This is a genomic window from Lacinutrix gracilariae (assembly GCF_042684485.1).
GTDB lineage: Bacteria > Bacteroidota > Bacteroidia > Flavobacteriales > Flavobacteriaceae > Oceanihabitans > Oceanihabitans gracilariae.
The window spans coordinates 1,514,146-1,534,152 of record NZ_JBHULM010000011.1 but is presented as its reverse complement, the minus strand read 5'-3'; the positions used below and the strand labels follow the sequence as shown (position 1 = coordinate 1,534,152).

General features: G+C 32.5%; 18 protein-coding genes. 12 read left to right on the top strand and 6 right to left on the bottom strand.

All coding sequences use genetic code 11. The features are described 5' to 3' along the window. Positions 1-12 precede the first annotated feature (12 nt). Positions 13-2,424: a PAS domain S-box protein gene (locus tag ACFSSB_RS13715; protein ID WP_379905219.1), complete on the bottom strand. Its 2,412-nt coding sequence runs from the start codon at positions 2,422-2,424 to the stop codon at positions 13-15. A gap of 287 nt (positions 2,425-2,711) precedes the next feature. Here ACFSSB_RS13715 and ACFSSB_RS13710 point away from each other — a divergent pair, with 287 nt between their 5' ends. The 4 genes from ACFSSB_RS13710 to ACFSSB_RS13695 all read left to right on the top strand — a co-directional run bounded on the left by ACFSSB_RS13710 (position 2,712) and on the right by ACFSSB_RS13695 (position 7,641). Then, the gene (locus tag ACFSSB_RS13710; protein WP_379905217.1) at positions 2,712-3,185 is read left to right on the top strand and encodes a nucleoside deaminase; all 474 of its coding nucleotides are present in this window, start codon (positions 2,712-2,714) and stop codon (positions 3,183-3,185) included. Between the two features lie 231 nt (positions 3,186-3,416). Further along, complete coding sequence (locus tag ACFSSB_RS13705; protein WP_379905215.1) at positions 3,417-4,826, top strand: FAD binding domain-containing protein; 1,410 nt, start codon at positions 3,417-3,419, stop codon at positions 4,824-4,826. After that, entirely contained in the window at positions 4,819-7,143 is a 2,325-nt protein-coding gene (locus ACFSSB_RS13700; protein WP_379905213.1) for a xanthine dehydrogenase molybdopterin binding subunit, read from the top strand. The genes ACFSSB_RS13705 and ACFSSB_RS13700 overlap by 8 nt, the downstream gene beginning before the upstream one ends. A gap of 126 nt (positions 7,144-7,269) precedes the next feature. Beyond that, positions 7,270-7,641 carry a hypothetical protein gene (locus ACFSSB_RS13695; protein WP_379905211.1) on the top strand — a complete coding sequence of 124 codons (372 nt, stop codon included), beginning with the start codon at positions 7,270-7,272 and terminating at the stop codon, positions 7,639-7,641. A gap of 126 nt (positions 7,642-7,767) precedes the next feature. On the opposite strand, the gene ACFSSB_RS13690 is transcribed toward ACFSSB_RS13695, so the two are convergent. The 5 genes from ACFSSB_RS13690 to ACFSSB_RS13670 form a co-directional block, all read right to left on the bottom strand. Then, a complete protein-coding gene (locus ACFSSB_RS13690; protein ID WP_379905209.1) occupies positions 7,768-9,249 on the bottom strand; it encodes a T9SS type A sorting domain-containing protein in 1,482 nt (493 codons plus the stop codon). A gap of 131 nt (positions 9,250-9,380) precedes the next feature. Beyond that, positions 9,381-9,866, bottom strand: a complete 486-nt coding sequence (locus tag ACFSSB_RS13685) for a nucleoside-triphosphatase (RefSeq protein ID WP_379905207.1) — start codon at positions 9,864-9,866, stop codon at positions 9,381-9,383. Then, entirely contained in the window at positions 9,863-10,909 is a 1,047-nt protein-coding gene (locus ACFSSB_RS13680) for a hypothetical protein (RefSeq protein ID WP_379905205.1), read from the bottom strand. Before ACFSSB_RS13680 ends, ACFSSB_RS13685 begins: the two co-directional genes overlap by 4 nt. Continuing rightward, positions 10,902-11,675, bottom strand: a complete 774-nt coding sequence (xdhC, locus tag ACFSSB_RS13675) for a xanthine dehydrogenase accessory protein XdhC (RefSeq protein ID WP_379905203.1) — start codon at positions 11,673-11,675, stop codon at positions 10,902-10,904. Before xdhC ends, ACFSSB_RS13680 begins: the two co-directional genes overlap by 8 nt. 4 nt (positions 11,676-11,679) lie before the next feature. After that, positions 11,680-12,921, bottom strand: coding sequence for a cation:proton antiporter (locus ACFSSB_RS13670; RefSeq protein WP_379905201.1), 1,242 nt, complete (start codon positions 12,919-12,921; stop codon positions 11,680-11,682). Positions 12,922-12,984: 63 nt separating this feature from the next. Here ACFSSB_RS13670 and ACFSSB_RS13665 point away from each other — a divergent pair, with 63 nt between their 5' ends. The 8 genes from ACFSSB_RS13665 to ACFSSB_RS13630 all read left to right on the top strand — a co-directional run bounded on the left by ACFSSB_RS13665 (position 12,985) and on the right by ACFSSB_RS13630 (position 19,982). Then, positions 12,985-14,439: a membrane dipeptidase gene (locus tag ACFSSB_RS13665; RefSeq protein WP_379905199.1), complete on the top strand. Its 1,455-nt coding sequence runs from the start codon at positions 12,985-12,987 to the stop codon at positions 14,437-14,439. Between the two features lie 82 nt (positions 14,440-14,521). Then, on the top strand, positions 14,522-14,857 hold the full coding sequence (locus tag ACFSSB_RS13660; RefSeq protein WP_379905197.1) for an arsenosugar biosynthesis-associated peroxidase-like protein: 336 nt from the start codon (positions 14,522-14,524) through the stop codon (positions 14,855-14,857). A gap of 10 nt (positions 14,858-14,867) precedes the next feature. Continuing rightward, the gene (gene arsS / locus ACFSSB_RS13655) at positions 14,868-15,932 is read left to right on the top strand and encodes an arsenosugar biosynthesis radical SAM (seleno)protein ArsS (protein WP_379905195.1); all 1,065 of its coding nucleotides are present in this window, start codon (positions 14,868-14,870) and stop codon (positions 15,930-15,932) included. A gap of 1 nt (position 15,933) precedes the next feature. Further along, entirely contained in the window at positions 15,934-16,437 is a 504-nt protein-coding gene (locus ACFSSB_RS13650) for a rhodanese-like domain-containing protein (RefSeq protein WP_379905193.1), read from the top strand. Between the two features lie 15 nt (positions 16,438-16,452). Then, a complete protein-coding gene (locus ACFSSB_RS13645; protein WP_379905191.1) occupies positions 16,453-17,067 on the top strand; it encodes a TIGR04282 family arsenosugar biosynthesis glycosyltransferase in 615 nt (204 codons plus the stop codon). Beyond that, complete coding sequence (locus ACFSSB_RS13640) at positions 17,060-17,872, top strand: purine-nucleoside phosphorylase (RefSeq protein ID WP_379905189.1); 813 nt, start codon at positions 17,060-17,062, stop codon at positions 17,870-17,872. Before ACFSSB_RS13645 ends, ACFSSB_RS13640 begins: the two co-directional genes overlap by 8 nt. 198 nt (positions 17,873-18,070) lie before the next feature. After that, positions 18,071-19,039 carry an arsenosugar biosynthesis arsenite methyltransferase ArsM gene (arsM, locus tag ACFSSB_RS13635; RefSeq protein ID WP_379905187.1) on the top strand — a complete coding sequence of 323 codons (969 nt, stop codon included), beginning with the start codon at positions 18,071-18,073 and terminating at the stop codon, positions 19,037-19,039. A gap of 49 nt (positions 19,040-19,088) precedes the next feature. Then, positions 19,089-19,982, top strand: coding sequence for a sterol desaturase family protein (locus ACFSSB_RS13630; RefSeq protein WP_379905185.1), 894 nt, complete (start codon positions 19,089-19,091; stop codon positions 19,980-19,982). Positions 19,983-20,007: the final 25 nt, after the last annotated feature.

Below are 20,007 nucleotides of genomic sequence, written 5' to 3'. Positions count from 1 at the left end.
TTTTTATTCTTTTTAATTATCATTTTTTAATTTCAATTCTTTAATAATATTTTTTAGTTCTTTCATTTTTAATTCTCTTCCTACAAACAGATTATTCATTCGTTGTAATTCTTCATTTTTAGAATTCACTTCTTCTGTTCTAACTTTCACTAACTCCTCTAAGTTATTTCTATATTTTTTTAATTCTAATTCCGTTTTTTTACGCTCTGTAATATCTCTTATAATTCCAATTAAAAATTTAGTACCATTACCATCAACAAATCGTGTTTTTTTGGTAGAAATCATTCGTGTTTCTTTTCCGGTTACTGTTAAAGTTTCCTCATTAACATTCTCTACACCTGTTTCAATAACCTGCTTATCTATTTTTAAGAAACTTTCTTGTTCTTCTGGAGAAACGTGCTCCACTAAAGTTCTTCCTATTACAGCATCTCTTTCTAAATCAAAAATGGAACAGAATGCATTATTTACAATTACTAATTTACTTTCAGCGTCTTTTACAAAAACAGGATCTCCAATATTATTAATTATATTTTCAAGATATATCTGACTTCTTTTAACTTGTTCTTCAGCATTTTTTCTTTCTGTAACATCTAAGGCCACACCTATATAACCATATAATTTATTATTAGCATCAAAGGTTCCAACGGCTTTAACAGACAACCAAGTTATCTTTTCTTTGGTTTTAAATCTAAATTCTGAAATAAATTCTTTTGCATTTAAAATACATTGTTGCCATTGTTGGCGAACTCTTTCTTGATCTTCTGGATGTATAGCGTCAGTCCAACCAAAGCCCATTGCCTGTTCAAAAGACATTCCTGCATATTCTAACCATTCATCATTTACATAATTACAGAAACCTTCTTTATCTGATTGAAAAATACCGACTGGCACATTAGAGGTTAAACGCCTAAACAAAAGCTCACTATTTTTTAATTTTTCTTCGGCTTCTTTACGTTCTGTAATATTTTTAGCCACGATACCTAGCGCTATTGGCTCGCTTGTTTCGCTATCTTTAATTAAAAACCTAGACATTTCAATAGGTATTAACTCTCCCGTTTTAAAATTTTTAAACGCTGCTTCTCCTGTCCATTTATTCGTTTTAAAAATAGCACTAAAATGTTCTGTTTGTATATTTTCACGATAGTCTTCAGGAAAGAAACCAGCTATTGAATCAGGCAATTCCTCCTCTTTTTCTAATGCCACTAATTTTCTTCCATTAGCATTCAAATAAATTGGCTTTCCATCTAAAGTTGCTAAACCAATAAACTCATCGCTTGTTTCTATTAAAGAGAGTAGTTTTTGATTTTTTTCGTCTGTATTTTTCTTTTCAGTAATATCTGCAAAGTAAATTGTTAAACCATCTGGAGTTGGGTAAATTCTATTCTCAAACCATTTATCTAACGGTTCGTAATAATCATCAAAATATACCGTTTCTTGCGTTTCTACAGCCTTATAATAAGCCTTATAAAATGAACGCCCTACACCTTCCGGAAATTCGGTCCAAATATGTTTTCCAAGTAATGTTTCTGGAGATCTTCCTAAAAGCTCTGCTGCTTTTTTATTAACAAACGTATAACACCAATTAGCATCTAGAGATATAAAACCACCACTAATATTATTTAAGGAAGTTTCTAATTGAGAGGTTAAGCTCTTCTTCAATTCTTGCTTTTCAGACTTTAGTTTTAAATATTTCTTTTCATACTTTAATATAGAAAAAACACCACGATCTTGATTAGCAACAAATGAAGTACTACTTTCCTCTTTATCTATATACTTTAAATACAAATACAGAAGAAAAGAAAACACGAATGCTGCAAAAAACTTTCCAACGATATTACCTACTAATAAATTATAGAAACGTACATTACCCCAGTATAAGGTTATATTAAACACAAAAGCATCAAAAGTAAAAACAGTTAAAAGCGATATAAAGAGTATAAAAAAGAAATATTTTTTATTAATTATTGATACTAAAAATTGATAGATTATTACCAGCCATAGAAAATCTAATAACAACAGGATGCTTCCCGTAATAAAATACTTATCATCTATTAAAAAAGCAAACGTAGAATTTATATCTACTAAACTCCCCATATGCATAATACCAAACAATGCAGACAAAATAAGGTTGGAAAAGATAATTCCAAAAATAAGCGCTCTCGCACTAGCAGCTCCTTCTTTAATATAAATCAATAAAACAGCAAACACAAGCCCACTAAATATAATAATAGATATCGGATAAATAATTAAGTCATCAAAAACAGTAATACTTACCATTGTTCCCGAAAGTGCCTGAAGATATCTAACCGCACCCAAAAAGAGATAGAGAGGGGCTAAACCCAGTACTTTTCTAAATTTAAAGAATAAAAGAATACTGGAGGATATGAGTAAAAACTCAAGAATTATTATAGTATAAATACCCATAAAATGAATTGGTTAAGCAAGGAACTTTAAAAATACAATTTTTACTTTAAACTTAAATAGAATAAATAATTTTAAAAAACTACAAAGCAACAAAATCGTATTGACAATTAAGCAATTAGACTAAAAAATATATTAAAAAACACCTTATCTTCTTGAAATAACCGTGTAAAATTAATTTATAAATAAAAACAACCACAAACAAAACATATTAAGTTTGAATTCCTTTTCTATAAATCACTATTTAAAAATAGTATATTAGCTTGTTAGTAAAAAAATAAAAACACAACATGAGTAATAAAGAACAATTTATGAAAGAAGCTGTAAACGCAGCTTTAAAAGGAATGAACAACAACGAAGGTGGACCATTTGGCTGCGTAGTTGTTAAAGACGGAAAAATTGTAGGACGCGGAAACAACAAAGTAACCTCTACCAACGACCCAACTGCACACGCAGAAGTTACTGCTATTAGAGATGCTTGTAAAAACTTAAACTCTTTTCAGTTAGATGGTTGCGAAATTTACACCTCTTGTGAACCTTGTCCAATGTGTTTAGGTGCTATTTATTGGGCTAGACCAGACAAAGTATATTACGGAAGCAATCAAGTAGATGCTGCAAATATTGGTTTTGACGACGAGTTTATCTACAAAGAAATCCCTTTACCATACGAAAAAAGAAGTATTCCGTTTGAGCAATTAGCGCGCGAAACTGCATTAGAACCATTTCAAGAATGGACAAAAAAAGTAGATAAAACCGAGTATTAAATAAAAACTAAATTTATATTATACTGAGAACGCAACAAAAATTCAAGTCCCAATTTCCGACACAGTCAGAATTATCAATCTGAAGAAATAATGAGCAGAAAACAAAAGTGCCATGCGTAGCTTAAAGCATATAGTTTGAAAGCGAATGCTCCGCAGGAATTCCCTCAGACTGATTTGAATTTTTGGTTCGTTTTGTTTCAAGACAAAATGAACTTAAAGAAAAATTAAAACATGATTACCTTCATCCTAAATAATAAAACCATTAAAACTTCGGAGCATTCCGGAATGACCTTATTAGATTTTGTTCGTTACCAACAACGTCTTACAGGAACCAAAATTGGTTGTCGCGAAGGAGATTGTGGTGCTTGTACACTTTTGGTTGGCACACTTAATGGAGACACTATAAAATACCAAAGTATCACCTCTTGCATTTCTCCCTTAGGAAATGCGCATGGAAAACATATTGTAACGGTTGAAGGTACAAATCTAAAAGACAAACTAACCACAGCGCAAGAAGCCATGAAGGCAAACTACGCTACACAATGCGGATTTTGCACTCCTGGTTTTGTGCTTGCACTTACTGGTTTTGCATTATCAAATTCTGATAAAAATTACAACAATGCTATTAACGCTATAAGCGGAAATATTTGCAGGTGCACAGGATATAAATCTATTGAAAAAGCAGCACATCAAGTAGTAGAAAAACTAGAAAATAAAAAGGAAACTACTTTGGATTGGCTTATTGAAAACCAATTTATTCCTGAGTATTTTCAATCTATTCCAAAACGTTTAAAAGCCATTGAAACTAAAGATGAAAAACAACCTAAAGGAAAATATATTTCTGGAGGAACCGATTTATATGTGCAACAAGCCGATTCTTTAGCAGATAGTGAAGTACACCTTATTGCCAAAAAAGATTTTTTAAAAGGAATTACTATTAAAAATGACATTTGTACTATTGGTACCAACTCTACAGTTTCTGATCTATGGAATCACAAGGAATTAAATAATTGGTTACCAAACTTAAGAAAACACTTAAAACTAGTATCTTCAGAACAAATTAGAAACATGGCTTCCCTTGGCGGAAATCTAGTTAATGCTTCACCAATTGGCGACATGACCATATTCCTTTTAGCGCTTAATAGTACTATTACGATATTAAATTCTGAAGAAAAAGAAAGAATAATTCCGCTTAAAAACTTTTACCAAGGCTACAAAACTTATGATTTAAAAGAAGGCGAATTACTAAAAGCTATTCGTTTTAAATTACCTTCAGAAAACGCTTTTTTCAATTTTGAAAAAGTGTGTAAACGTACTCATTTAGATATTGCTAGTGTTAATGCTGCAATTCATATTTCGGTTGAAAACGAAACCATTACCAAAGCACATGTTGCTATTGGAGGCGTTGCTGCAATACCAAAATATTTACACGATACCTCAGCCTTTTTAACAGAAAAACCATTGACCTCTAAAACCATAGTAGAGGCTAACAAAATGCTTCAAAAGGAAATCGCACCAATTAGTGATGTTCGTGGTACCAGCGACTATAAACGTTTATTGGCAAGACAATTATTCTTTGCTCATTTTACCGAATTATTCCCGAAGCAATTCACCTTAAACGATTTTGTTCAGCATGCATAAAAACAAGACAAATAAAGAACTAGACACGAAGTTAGATGCTGTTTCTAAAGCCTTAAAAAAAAGCATTAAAAACTTAGACTCTTACACGCATGTTCGTGGTGAATCGCTATATGTAGATGATGTAAATATAAGACAAGGCACCTTTCATGCAGTGGTTTTTGATGCACCAAAAGCACACGGAAAAATAAAAAGCATTGACTACTCTAAAGCAGAAGCTCTAGAAGGTGTAGAACGTATTTTCACCTACAAAGACATTCCTGGTAAAAACGAAATTGGTGGTATTATTGCAGATGAACCTTTATTTGCTGAAAACGAAGTGCATTTCTGGGGAATGCCAATTGCTCTAATTGTTGCAGAAACCGAATTTATTGCACGTAAAGCACGAGGCTTAATTCACATAGAAATTGAAGATTTACCAGTAATTACTACTGCAAAAGAAGCAAAAGCAAAAGGCAGCTTTATTAATGCACCACGTTCTTTTAGCTTGGGTGATACCGAAAAAGCTTTTGCAGATTGCCATTACGTTTTTGAAGGCGAAACCTTCTCTAACGGACAAGAGCATTTATACATTGAAGCGCAAGGTGCTTATGCAGAACCCATGGAAAATGGAAACATAAAAATCACCTCTTCTACACAAGGACCAACTGCTGTACAAAAAACAGTTGCACAAGTTCTAGGTGTTGCCATGCATAAAATTGAAGTAGATGTAACACGCCTTGGTGGTGGCTTTGGTGGTAAAGAAGACCAAGCAACACCTTGGGCTGTAATGGCTGCTTTGGCTACTTATCATTTAAATCAATCAGTAAAATTAATATTGAATCGTCATGACGATTTACGTATGACTGGAAAACGACATCCTTATGAAAGCACCTATAAAATCGGACTTTCAAAAGACCTAAAAATTCTAGCCTACCAAACCGAATTTTTACAAAATTCTGGTGCAGCAGCAGATTTATCTCCTGCCATTGCTGAGCGTACTTTATTTCACGCAACCAATAGTTATTATGTACCTAATGTAACCACAAAAGTACTAAGTTGTAAAACCAATTTACCTCCTAACACAGCCTTTAGAGGTTTTGGTGGTCCACAAGGTATGTTTGTTATAGAATCTGCTATTGCAAAAGCTGCGCATGAAATTGGTGTGCCTGCAAGAGAAATTCAAGAAGCCAATTTACTAGACGAAAACGACACCTTTTCTTACGGACAAATTGCTAAAAAAGTAGAAGCCAAAAACACCTGGAATTCGGCTAAAAAAACATATAATATTGAAGCTTTAGAGCAAGAGGTTGCAGACTTTAATAAAAACAATTCTGCCTTTAAAAAAGGACTTTCGTTCATGCCAATTACCTTTGGTATTTCTTTTACCAATACACCTATGAATCATGCTCGTGCATTGGTTCATATTTATTTAGATGGTAGTGTTGGCATAAGCACTGCAGCTGTAGAAATGGGACAAGGTGTAAATACTAAAATGATGCAAATTGCTGCAGATGTATTTTCTATTCCTATAGAGAAAATTAAAATAGAAACCACCAACACCACTCGTGTTGCCAACACCTCTCCTTCTGCTGCAAGCTCTACTGCAGACTTAAACGGAAAAGCAACCTTAATGGCTTGTAATGCGTTAGTAGAACGATTAAAAAAAGTAGCTTCGGAAGAATTAAATGTTTCTGAAAACAATATCACTTTAAAAGAAGAAGCCGTTTTTGTAGACGGAAAAAAATCAAATGTAACTTGGACCTCATTAATTAGTAGCGCCATGTTAAAACGTGTAGCTCTAACCGAAAATGCACATTACGCAACGCCTGAAATTCACTTTGATAAAACCAAAGAAAAAGGACATCCTTTTGCGTATCATGTTTACGGAACAGCAATAACAACAGTTACTGTAGATTGTACTCGTGGCACCTATGTATTTGATTCTGTAAAAATTGTTCACGATTACGGAAAAAGCATGAGTGAAGGTATTGATTTAGGTCAAGTAGAAGGCGCTTTAATACAAGGAATTGGTTGGATGACCTTAGAAGAGATTGCCTATAACGAGAAAGGAAGATTACTATCTAACGCACTATCCACTTATAAAGTACCAGATATATTTTCTGTACCAAAAAGTGTAGAAGTGATTCCTGTAGAAACCGAAGGAAATGACATGGCTATTTTAAAATCGAAAGCCGTTGGAGAACCTCCTTTAATGTACGGAATTGGCGCTTATTTTGCGCTTCAAAATGCAATAAAAGCGTTTAACCCGAACTACGATTTACAATTTCATGCACCAATGACACCAGAAAAGGTATTAACTGGTTTATACCAAAAATAACTAAGCCTTATCGCATTACACTACAAAAAACAAAACATTTTAAAAGGCGCACTAATTTATAGTGCTGGTGATTCTATTGCTGCTCTTTTATTAGATGAATTTTCTTGGTATCGTTTATTAGGAATCATGTTTATTGGTGCTACTTTTTACGCTTTTGAAATTCCGAATTATTTTGATTGGATTGTAAAAAAGACACAATTTTTAAAAGGCATTAAAGCTACTTTAACCAAAACGGTTTTAGCCATAGCATATTTTAATCCATTATGGATTGCTAGGCACTTACTATTTATCAAGCTATTTTCGGGACAGTTTGAAGCGATTGGTTTCCATCTTTTAGAAATTGCTTTTTGGTCGTTTTTAGTGAATATTCCTATTTCGTTTATTGCGAATTATATTATTCAAAATAGATTTAAATTGAAATGGCGATTTATGGGAAGCGCTGTTTTTTCTGCGATAATGGCGATTTATTATGCTTTGAGTGAGACTATTTTTGGGTAATATATTCCTAGCTTGAATATAAAAACACTATATATTATATTATTACAAATGTGACTATATTAAATAAAAAGCCTCTCTACGTAATCTTAAAGAGGTCTAGATTATAAATTTAAATATGTATTATTATTATTTAATTACCAACTTAACCGTAGCCTTTTTAGTACCTGATACAACTTTTACGAAATAAACACCAGCAGTAAATTGCTGTGTATCTAAGTCAATAACATTCGTATCACTGAATGTATGAGCAGAAACTTGATTTCCTAAAACATTAAAAATGTTTACAGAAACCTCATTATAGCTTTCACCTAATTGTATTATTGATAATCCTACACTTGGATTTGGGTAAATCATAAACTTTCTACCAAATGTATTATCCTCTATACTTAAAACTAAGTTTGTGTAAACACGAACGTGACCAGAATCAGAGCCGTTTCCATCGTTACCATTAGCACCAATTACTACAGTGCTTCCATCAGAACTTAAACTGACAGAGGAACCAGATCCGTCTCCAGCAGCCTCACCATCTATATTAGAATCTATACGCGTCCATGTTCCTGCTATATTTTGATATATACCTACTTTTCCTTGACCGTTATTATTACTAGGAGAACCTATTGCAACAATATTACCATTAGAATTTAAACTAACCGATGCTCCTAATGCATCACCAACTTCACCATCTATGTCTAAACCTAATTGTGTCCATACACCTCTTATATTTTCATATACACGAACATGACCAGAAAATGGACCAATACCATCATTTTTTTCAGCTCCAATAGCAATAATATTACCATCAGAATTTAAACTTGTAGCACTACCAAACCCATCATAAGCTGCTTCTCCTTCAATATCTACACCTATTTGCGTCCAAGTTCCTGAAATGTTTTCATATATCCTTACATGACCTGAAGCAGTTCCATTGACCCCATCATTAATTGGTGCTCCTATGCCAACTATAGTTCCGTTTGAGTTTAAACTAACTGAATCACCAAAATTGTCACCAGAAGCCTCACCATCAATATCTTCACCTATTTGAGTCCAAACTCCAGATATATTTTTAAAAACACGTACATGACCAGAAACAGCACCATTAATTCCAGTATTTGATGGAGCACCAATAGCAATAATAGTACCATCACTACTTAAACTTATAGAAACTCCAGAGGTATCAAAAGCTGCCTCGCCATAAATATCAGAACCAATTTGTGTCCAAGTATTAGAAACATTTTCAAATACTCGTACTTGACCTGAATTTGTACCATTACCATTATTTGTATGAGCTCCAACAGCAAGTATATTCCCATTTGAATTTAAACTTACTGAAAACCCAAAAAGGTCATTAACAAAATCCCCATCAATATCTGCCCCAATTTGGTTCCATATTCCTGATATATTTTCATAAACACGAACATGACCTGAACTAACACCATTAGAATCATTATCCTTGGCGCCTATTGCGACAATACTACCATCACTACTGATACTTGTTGACCAACCAGAATGATCAAATTCATTTTCTCCATCAATATCGTAACCTATTTGAGTCCATTGACTGAAGCTAAAAATTGGGAATAATAAAAGTAGTAACGTTATTTTTGTCATTGTATGATTTTTGCTACAAATATAATTAGTTTAACTACAATTATATTTTGCTATAATTAGATAAATATTAGTATACTTTATTAAGTACAAAACAAAATTAAAAATGTGACATTGTGATGCGGAAAAACAAATCATTTTAATAATCCTAAACCTTCCTTTTTCAAAGTCATATATTGAGAGATCCCGTATTTTATCAAAACGTCTTCCAATAAATAATCACGAACTACCAAAATTAAATGTTCGCTTTTATGGAATTCATATTTTGGAATTATTTTTTTAGCTGCATGATGTAAACCTTCATTCTTCAACTCTAGCTTTCCTATTTCATCAATAATTAGAAATTGATTTTCAGTGTTTGAAGCTATAGAAATCAAATAATCCTTTGCTATTTTAAATGCAGATTGTAAAAACGTAAAATTCCCTATGCTAATAACACCTTTAATGTCAAGTTCTGTTTCAAGTTTAAATTGCTTTTGAGATTTTATTTTTAAGAAATAACGCTTTCCATCTTTGCCATCTGGACACAGCAATCCATCTACATTGTTTTTCTGTAGAGACCAATCTAACAAAGCAGTGGTTTTTCCTGACCTTATTTCTCCTGTTAAAATGTAAATCATTCTTCACGAATTTTAAAATGAATACAATTAGAAATGCTATTTGCTATAAAATACTTAAATCGCGTATAGCCTTTTAGGTGCTTTGTCTCTTTCCAGGTAAAGGCAATAATTTGCCTGAAATACGGAAACAAATCCATGGCATTGGTTATTTCTTCTTGATATTTAGACTCTTTTTTAGCAAGATTTTTTCGAATAAATTTTAGTGCAAAAGGCCCTAAAACCAAATACCAAAGCATTAAAAACAAAAAACTTCTTGCTATAATATATATTGCTTTTTGCCAACCAAATAAAGGCCCTCCAAAATAAGTGAATGCCAAAACAATTACAGCAACAGTAGCTAGCCAAACCCAAAGTACTTTAAACTTTTTTCTTTTAGTCTGTTTTGTAGTTTTTGAGGTAGTTACAGGTGCTTTTAAATAAAAAGGTTTTTCTTCTTTAGTAGCAATTAACCCAATCATACTTTTAATAAATAATCCAGCTAAAAGTCCGCTAAACCCATAAATAAAAAGATACAAACTTATTAAAACAGAAGTGGTAGATGTTTCAGTAATAAAGTTTATTTTTTCTTGAATCCAAGTACCATAAATATTAATAGCATGCCAAAAATCTGTTCCGTAGATAATGGTTAGTTTCAATAATTTTTGCAATGCAGATTGCAAGAATGTAACCATTCCTAAAACAATTAACGTGATTCCTTTCCATGAAAAATTAGAAAATAAAAAGGCACCAAAAACAGCTTGAAAGCTTACCGAAATATACGCTGTAAATGGCGAATAAGGGCTTACTGCCATTTTTATAATCAAAACAATTACTAATGCTTTTAAAATAGATTGCCATTTGTTTTCGGCATAAAAAGCAATTAAACTAATAATTAAAATTGCAATTCCACCAACAATTAATCCTGTAAATGGCGAGTTAAACACATGCAAAAAACCTCCTAAACCAGATTCGTTTAAAGCCCAAAGTGCAGTAAGCTTATCTATGATGGATTTATTGTTTTGTTTTAAAAGATTCTTCGCGTCGCTCTGAATGCCATTACTCATTTTTGTAATGTATTTGTAATAATTGCGCAACAACACTAATAGCTATTTCTTTTGGTGTATCACCTCCTATATCTAAACCAATCGGACAAACCACATTAGTCATTCCTTCAGGAATATGCATATCTTTAATAAGCATATTATTAAAGCGTACTTTCTTGGTTTTACTACCAATTAAGCCTAAAAATTTGGTTTCGTGTTGTAATGCCATTGCAATAATATCAAAGTCAATAGCATGATTATGGGTTAACACCAAAACATAACAGTTACTTCCCCATTTTACAGCATCTTTAAAGGTTTTAAAATCGGTTTCACTTGTTTGGTGCGTAGTAATACTTGCATCTAACGTTAGATTTTCAAACCAATCATCACGAGAATCAATCAAGTTCACTTTAAAGGGCGTATCTACTAAAAGCTTACAGATTTCAAGACCAATATGTCCTGCTCCAAATAAAAATAATTCTGGGGATTGGTTCATGGGTTCTATTATAAATTCAACTTTTCCGCCACAGCATTGTTCAAATTCTGGTCCTAAAGTATAACTAGATTCTATAATTCTATTCTCATTTAAAGCCACTATGGCTTCCTCTATGGCTTTGTATTCAAGCTTTCCTCCTCCTATAGTACCATGTATTTGCTTATTTTTAGTCACCAACATTCTTGAGCCAACCACACATGGCGTTGAACCTAAACATTTTGTAACTGTAATAAAAGCAACAGGTATTTGCTTTTGTTTAAATGCTGCTAAAAGAGAAATCCAGTTTTGCATAAACTTATTTTACTTCTACTTTTTTCACTAATTTACCAACAGTCATTCCTTGTACTAGTATAGAAAACACAACAACCACATAGGTAATTACTAAAAATAAATCACGCTCCATTACTTGTGTTAATCCCAAAGCTAATGCTATTGAAATTCCTCCACGCAATCCTCCCCAAGTCATAATTAAATTGGTTTTTGGTACGAAGTCTAACTTCTTTTCAAAGAATTTTATAGGAACCAATAACGAGATATATCTACACAATAACACCAAAGGAATTGCAATGAAACCAGCTAATAAATATTCAAATTCAAAAGTTAAAACCAGCATTTCCATACCAATTAAAACAAATAAAACCGTGTTTAAAAGTATGTCTATTAATTCCCAAAACTTGTCTACATAGGTTTCTGTAGTTTCAGACATTGCACTATCTCTAACTGTATCATTACCAACCACCAAACCAGCTGTAACCATTGCTAATGGCGCAGAAATATGCAGTTTTTGCGCTAAAACCGTTCCTGCCATAACTGCAGCAAGAGTTATAATTACTTCAATATCATAATCATCTATAGACCTCATTAATCGATAGGTAATCCAACCTAAAATTAATCCTAAAACAATTCCTCCAATAACTTCTACTCCAAATAATTCAACAACCTCTAAAACCGTTACATTTTCAATTCCTAAGTCGGCAATTTTAAATATGGTTAAAAACACAACCACACCTACTCCATCATTAAAAAGAGACTCGCCTACTATCTTGGTTTCTAAGTTTTTTGGAGCACCAGCTTTTTTTAGAATTCCTAAAACAGCAATAGGATCTGTTGGAGAAATTAAGGAACCAAATAACAGGCAGTATATAAAATCAATATGCAAGCCAACAATTGGCAATGCATAAAACATTATTAAACCAACCAAAAAAGTAGAAATTACCACACCAAAGGTAGCAAAAGCTAGAACTGGCCAACGCTGTACTTTAAGTTGCTCAAAATTGGTATGCAATGCTCCTGCAAAAAGCAAGAAACTAAGCATAACATCTAGCAATACTGCTTTAAAATCTATTTGTGTAATGATAAACCGTTCTGCATTTAGCAAGGTATCATCAAAATAACTCAATGCAAAAACGGCAAGTGTAAACACAATGGTTATTAACATTAAGCCGATAGTATTTGGCATTTTTAAAAACCGCACATTGATATAACCAAAAATTGCAGATATAAGCACTAAAATAGAAGCGATTACAAAATAATCCATAAAAAAATATTTTTACTGCTAAATTAAAAATTTATATCTTTTAACTATCATTAAATGACTTTTATGAAAAGGGCATACATCGATTTACATTGTCATCCAGCACTAAAACCTTATGGTAAGAGTTTTAAATACCAACCAACAAAACAAAACCACTTAAATGCTGGTAGAAAAAACTCTATTTGGCATTATAGTCCGCCAAACTTTTTAGAGCGCCAAATCAATAAAATACTAACCTTAACAAAATTTACACAAACAGACTTAACGGCTTTAGCAAAAGCAAATTGCCAAGTTGTGGTGGTTTCATTTTATCCTTTTGAAAAACACTTTTTAAAAAAAAGAATGTTAGGCTTTAAGTTTATTTCTGATATTTTAGTAAATCTTGCTGCTGGAGTTAGCCACTCTAGAATTGATAACATTAGAAGCCATAATAGTTATTTTCAAGACCTTTTAGATATCTATAATTACTACCTACAATTAAACAACTTTGCTCAAAAAATTGACAATATAACCTACACCTATAGACTAACTAATAGTTTTACAGAAGTTGAAGAAAACATTGCAAAATCTACAGATACTAAAAAAATAATAAGCCTTGTACCAACCATAGAAGGTGCTCATGCTTTTGAAACCGGATTATTAATAGATAAAAACACCGCAAATGAGCAAACCGTTTTAAATAATATTGATAAAGTAAAAAACTGGACTCACAAACCTCTTTTTATAACCTTAGCGCATCACTTTTATAATGAAATTTGCGGACATGCAAGAAGTATAAATATTGGCGCTATAAAAGACAACCAAAACAGAGGACTAAACACAGATATTACAGCGTTGGGCTTAAAAGTAATAGACAGACTTTTAGACAATACAGATAACAAACGCATACTCATAGATGTAAAACACATGAGTACACCTGCCAGAAAAACATACTACAAGCTACTAGAAACTACTTATGCAGACCAAAACATTCCTATAATTGTAAGTCATGGTGCTGTAAACGGAAAACGTTCTATTGAAGAATGGAACCAAAAAGATTCGGCTTTAAGCGATCAATTTAGTGATGTAGATATTAATTTTTATGATGCAGAGATACTTCGTATTGCTAAATCTAAAGGAATTTTTGGCTTACAATTAGACGAAAGGAGAATTGCTAGCAGAAAAGCAATAAGAAGCTCTAGAATTTATATACCCAACAAAAAAAGCCGATTAAGAAACAAATCTGAACTCATCTGGAACCAAATACAACACTGTGCCGAAATACTAAACAAAAACCATATGTTTTGCTGGGAAACAGTAGCGATAGGATCTGATTTTGATGGTATTGTAAACCCAATAAAAGGACTATGGACTAGTGAAAACATAAAAGACATAGAACCTTATTTAGTAGAAAAAGCAGAAGAATACCTAAAAAACAACCACCAAAACTTAATAGCTATAAATAAAATTTCAGCACAAGAAATAATTGATCGTGTGCTCTATTTAAATGCAGAAACCTTTTTAAAAACCAACTTTAAATAAACTTATTTTTTTGTTAAGTTCTGTTTATCTTCACGACATAAACAGTATATTCATTTTTTAGTATACATTTTAAAACTACAAGATGCAAAAAACATATTACGATCCTGCTGACCTAAAAAAATTTGGTAAAATCACAGAATGGAGTGAAGAACTAGGAAATAAATTCTTTGAATATTACGCTAAAGTTTTTGAAGAAGGCGCCTTAACTGCACGTGAAAAATCGCTTATAGCATTAGCTGTTGCTCATACAGAACAATGTCCTTATTGCATTGACGCATATACTAAAGACGGCTTACAACGTGGTATTACTAAAGAAGAAATGATGGAAGCCATTCATGTTGGTGCTGCTATTAAAAGCGGAGCTACCTTAGTGCATGGTGTGCAAATGATGAATAAAGTGAATAAATTAGACGGTTAATAGTACGTATATGACCAAATTAAAAACACAATCTCTTCATAAAAAAGAAAGCGACTTAGCACAAGCTAACAAACAACTAGAAATACTTTCTAACGGAATATTTAAAAGTGGTGAGTTACCAACTTTTGCAAAAAAAATAAAAGAAACCAATCCTGCTCCTTTACGTGCTAGAAAACTAGAAATACTTCAAATTAACGTTGGCTATATGTGCAATCAAGTATGCACGCATTGCCATGTAGATGCTGGTCCAGACCGAAAAGAAATTATGACTGTAGAAACCATGCAGCAATGTTTAGCGGTTATAAAAAATACTGGAGCACATACCTTAGACTTAACAGGAGGAGCTCCAGAAATGAACCCTAATTTTAAATGGTTTGTTGAAGAAGCTTCTAAAGCAGGAATTAAAGATTTTATTGTACGTTCTAATCTTACTATTATTCGTGCCAACAAAAAATACCATGATCTGCCAGAGTTTTTTAAAAAATATAATGTTCATGTCGTTTCCTCTATGCCACACTGGACCAAAGGAAAAACAGACAAACAACGTGGTGATGGTGTTTTTAATCAATCTATTCAAGCGCTACAAGAATTAAACGCTGTTGGTTATGGTATGCCAAATAGCAATTTAAAATTAGATTTGGTATACAACCCTTCCGGAGCATTTTTACCAGGAGACCAAGCTGCTTTAGAACGTGATTTTAAAAAAGCTCTAGCGCAAGATTTTAATATACAATTTCACCACTTATTTGCTATTACTAATTTACCAATTAGCAGATTTCTAGATTACCTTATCGCTTCAGAAAACTATGAAGAGTATATGTATTCTTTAGTAGAAGCATATAACCCTTCAGCTGTTGCAAACGTGATGTGTACCAATACTATTTCGGTAAGTTGGGATGGTTATTTATACGATTGTGATTTTAACCAAATGTTAGAATTGCCTGTAAACAGTACATCTAAACATATTTCAGATTTTAACGAAGAACTACTAGAAGGTCGTAACATTGTAATATCACAACATTGTTATGGTTGCACTGCTGGAGCAGGAAGTAGTTGCCAAGGAACAGTAGCTTAGTATGAATTATAAATTAACAAGCATACTCCTTTTTTTTGTGGCAGCATTACCAAGTACTGCACAAGAAAGTCTTTCGCAATTATTAAACAAACACAACACTAAAAGCGTACCTTATATTTCGGTTCAAGAATTAGCAATGCCAAAAACCGAAGCTCTTATTTTAGATACTCGTGAATGGCAAGAATACCAAGTAAGCCACATAAAAAACGCCTTACATGTTGGTTATACACACTTTAATTTAGAAGAAACTACAAAGCTACTAAAAGACAAACAGCTACAAATTGTGGTGTATTGTTCTTTAGGAATTAGATCCGAAAAAATTGCCCAACAACTAAAAGACGCTGGATATACCAATATTTTTAATTTATATGGTGGGATTTTTGAATGGAAAAACAACAACTTTCCGCTTTATAATCTAGAAAAAAAGGAAACCGAATACGTACATACCTTTTCTAAAGCATGGAGCAAATGGCTTTTAAAAGGAAACAAAATTTTTAATGATTAACAACAATAAACAAACGTGAAAAACCAAAACCTCATTATTGTATTTACTCGCAATCCAGAACTTGGTAAGGTAAAAACACGTTTAGCAAAAACAATTGGTAACGCTTCTGCTTTAAAAATCTATACTTTTTTATTAGAACACACCGAAAAAACAATAAAAAACATAGCGAGTGACAAAGCGGTGTACTACTCCGTAAAAGTGCGTGATCATGATATTTGGGATAATACTATCTACCAAAAACACTTACAAGAAGGTGATGATTTAGGCTATAGAATGCTTCACGCTTTTCAAGATGCTTTTCAAAAAAAGTACCAAAAGGTAGTAATTGTTGGTAGTGATTTATTCGATTTAAAAGAAAATCATATTCAAGAAGCATTTAAAGAACTAGAAAATCACGATGTAGTTATTGGTCCTGCCAAAGATGGTGGTTATTATTTATTAGGAATGAAAACTTTGCACACTAATGTTTTTAAAAACAAAGCCTGGGGAACTTCTTCTGTTTTTAAAGATACTATGAAAGATTTACAGAAATTTAAGATACATCACCTAGAAAAGTTAAATGATATTGATACTTTTGAAGATATGGAGCATAATTCCGAATTAAAAAAACTTATAATTCAAAATGATTAAATATATAAACGAAACCGTAGAATACCTACAAGAAAAAGGTTTTGACAAACCGGAAATAGGAATCATTCTAGGTACAGGACTAGGAAAACTTTTAGAAGAAATAACCGTTATAAAAGAGGTAAGTTACAACCACATACCAAACTTTCCTACGGCAACCGTAGAATTTCACAAAGGAAAACTTATATATGGCGAATTAGCTGATAAAAAAGTAATCGTCATGCAAGGACGTTTTCATGTGTATGAAGGCTATACCTTACAAGACGTAACTTATCCTGTTCGTATTATGGAAAAACTAGGAATTAAAACCCTTTTAGTTTCTAATGCTTCTGGTGCTATAAACACCAACTTTAAAAAAGGCGAATTGATGTTAATTGATGACCATTTAAATCTACAAGGAAGCTCTCCGTTAGCATTTAAAGGAGTTTCCGAATTAGGAGAACGTTTTGTAGATATGAGTGCTCCTTATGATACAGAAATTAACAACACTTTTAAAAGTATCGCCAAAGCAAATAACATAAAACTTCACGAAGGTGTTTATGCAAGTGTCGTTGGACCACAATTAGAAACAAGAGCAGAATACAGAATGCTTAAAATTATTGGTGCAGATGCTGTTGGTATGAGTACCGTTCCAGAAATTATTGTTGCCAACCATTTAAAATTAAAAGTAGCAGCAGTATCTGTTTTAACCGATGAATGTGATCCAAATAATCTAAAACCTGTAAATATTAATGAAATTATAGCTATGGCTGAAAAAGCAGAACCAGATATGATTACTTTATTTAAAGAATTGATTAAGAGTTTATAGTAAGCTTTGGGCGTTACTCTACTTCGCGAAAAGCTACGTAGAGTCAGGCTATTCACTATATCTTTTTCTCGTACCTCAAAAAAGGATGCCGTTGCAATCCTTAACGCGAAAAAAAACAGCAATAAAACAAGGATTTTCAATCCCTTAAGAAAAGTAAAATAATAAATAAAAAGATACCTGCCTTTGCAGGCATAAAAAATGAGTTACCTAGAAACCACGCACGACGTTTACAAAGAAGCAGCACTAACTCCAGATGTTGGACTTTGCTGTACTACGAATCCGATTTGGGAATTACCAGGATTAAAAATTCCGAAAATCATGCAAGAAATGAATTATGGTTGTGGTTCTACGGTGCATGCTCGTGATTTAACCAACAATCCTAAAATGCTTTATGTTGGTGTTGGTGGCGGCATGGAGTTACTACAATTCGCATATTTTAATCGCCAAAAAGGTGGTGTGGTTGGTATTGATGTGGTAGACGAAATGTTAGAAGCTTCTCGTAAAAACTTTATCGAAGCCGAAGCACAAAACCCTTGGTTTAAATCGGAATTTGTAGACCTTGTAAAAGGAGATGCGTTAAACCTTAATGTACCTGATAACTCTATAGATGTTGCTGCGCAAAACTGTTTGTTTAATATTTTTAAAGCAGAAGATTTAAAGAAAGCAATAGCCGAAATGTATCGTGTTTTAAAACCACACGGAAAACTAGTGATGAGCGATCCTACTTGTGAGCAACCCATGAACGACACATTGCGTAACGACGAAAGATTAAGAGCTTTATGCCTAAGCGGAAGCTTACCAATTGCCGAATACGTAAAAGCACTTACAGACGCTGGCTTTGGAACTATTGAAATTAGAGCAAGAAAACCATATAGAATTCTAAATCCTAAAAATTACCCAACAGAAGAATTAATCTACATAGAATCTATTGAGGTTGCTGCAATTAAAGATCCAATGCCAAAAGACGGACCTTGTATTTTTACTGGTAAAGCTGCCATTTATTATGGAGATCAAGATTATTTTGATGATAAAGAAGGTCACGTTTTATTAAAAAATCAACCATTGGCAATTTGCGATAAAACGGCAAATGCATTAGCTAATTTAAAAAGAGACGATATTTATATTTCAGAATCTACTTTTCATTATGATGGTGGAGGTTGTTGCTAAGTACCTAAAGTTACACAGCTAAAAATCCAATTGTTTTACTTTTACTCCTATGGAAAAATATATAGACATCATTAAAAATTCGTATACTGGTTATTTTAACTACCTTAAAAACGAATTAATCACTATCAACCATTGGGACAATTATTTCTACGGATTAATTGTTATTTCTCTAGTAGTTTGGGGATTAGAAATTGCTTTTCCTTGGCGTAAAAATCAGTCTATTTTCAGAAAAGATTTTTGGTTAGACACCTTTTATATGTTTTTCAATTTCTTTTTGTTAAACCTCATCGTGTTAATTGCATTATCTAATACAGCTGCCGCATTTTTTAATGATATATTAAGTATTGTAGGTGTATCTATTTCAAGTTTTCAATTGTTTGATGTAGATGATTTACCAAAAGCAGTTGGTTTATTTATTTTCTTTATTATTAGTGATTTTGTACAATGGAATACGCATCGTTTACTACACAAAGTTCCTCTATTTTGGAACTTTCATAAAGTACACCATTCTGTAAAAGAAATGGGCTTTGCTGCACATTTACGTTACCACTGGATGGAGCCTGTTATTTATAAATCTTTATTATATATTCCTATTGCTATAATTGGTGGTTTTGATGCGCAAGACGTAGCAATTGTACACTTTTTTGCAATAACCGTTGGCCATTTAAACCATGCTAATTTAGGTTGGGATTATGGTTTTTTAAAGTACGTTTTTAACAATCCTAAAATGCATATTTGGCATCATGTTAAAGAGCTTCCAAAAGATAAAGCTGACGGAATTAATTACGGAATTACACTAAGCCTTTGGGATTATATTTTTAAAACAGACCACGTACCTTACGATGGTAGAGATATAGAATTAGGCTTTGAAGGAGATGAAAATTTTCCTAAAGATTTTATTGGCCAAGAATTATACCCTTTACATAAAAACACCAAAAAATAAAACCTCTTCTTTGTAAGGTACAGCC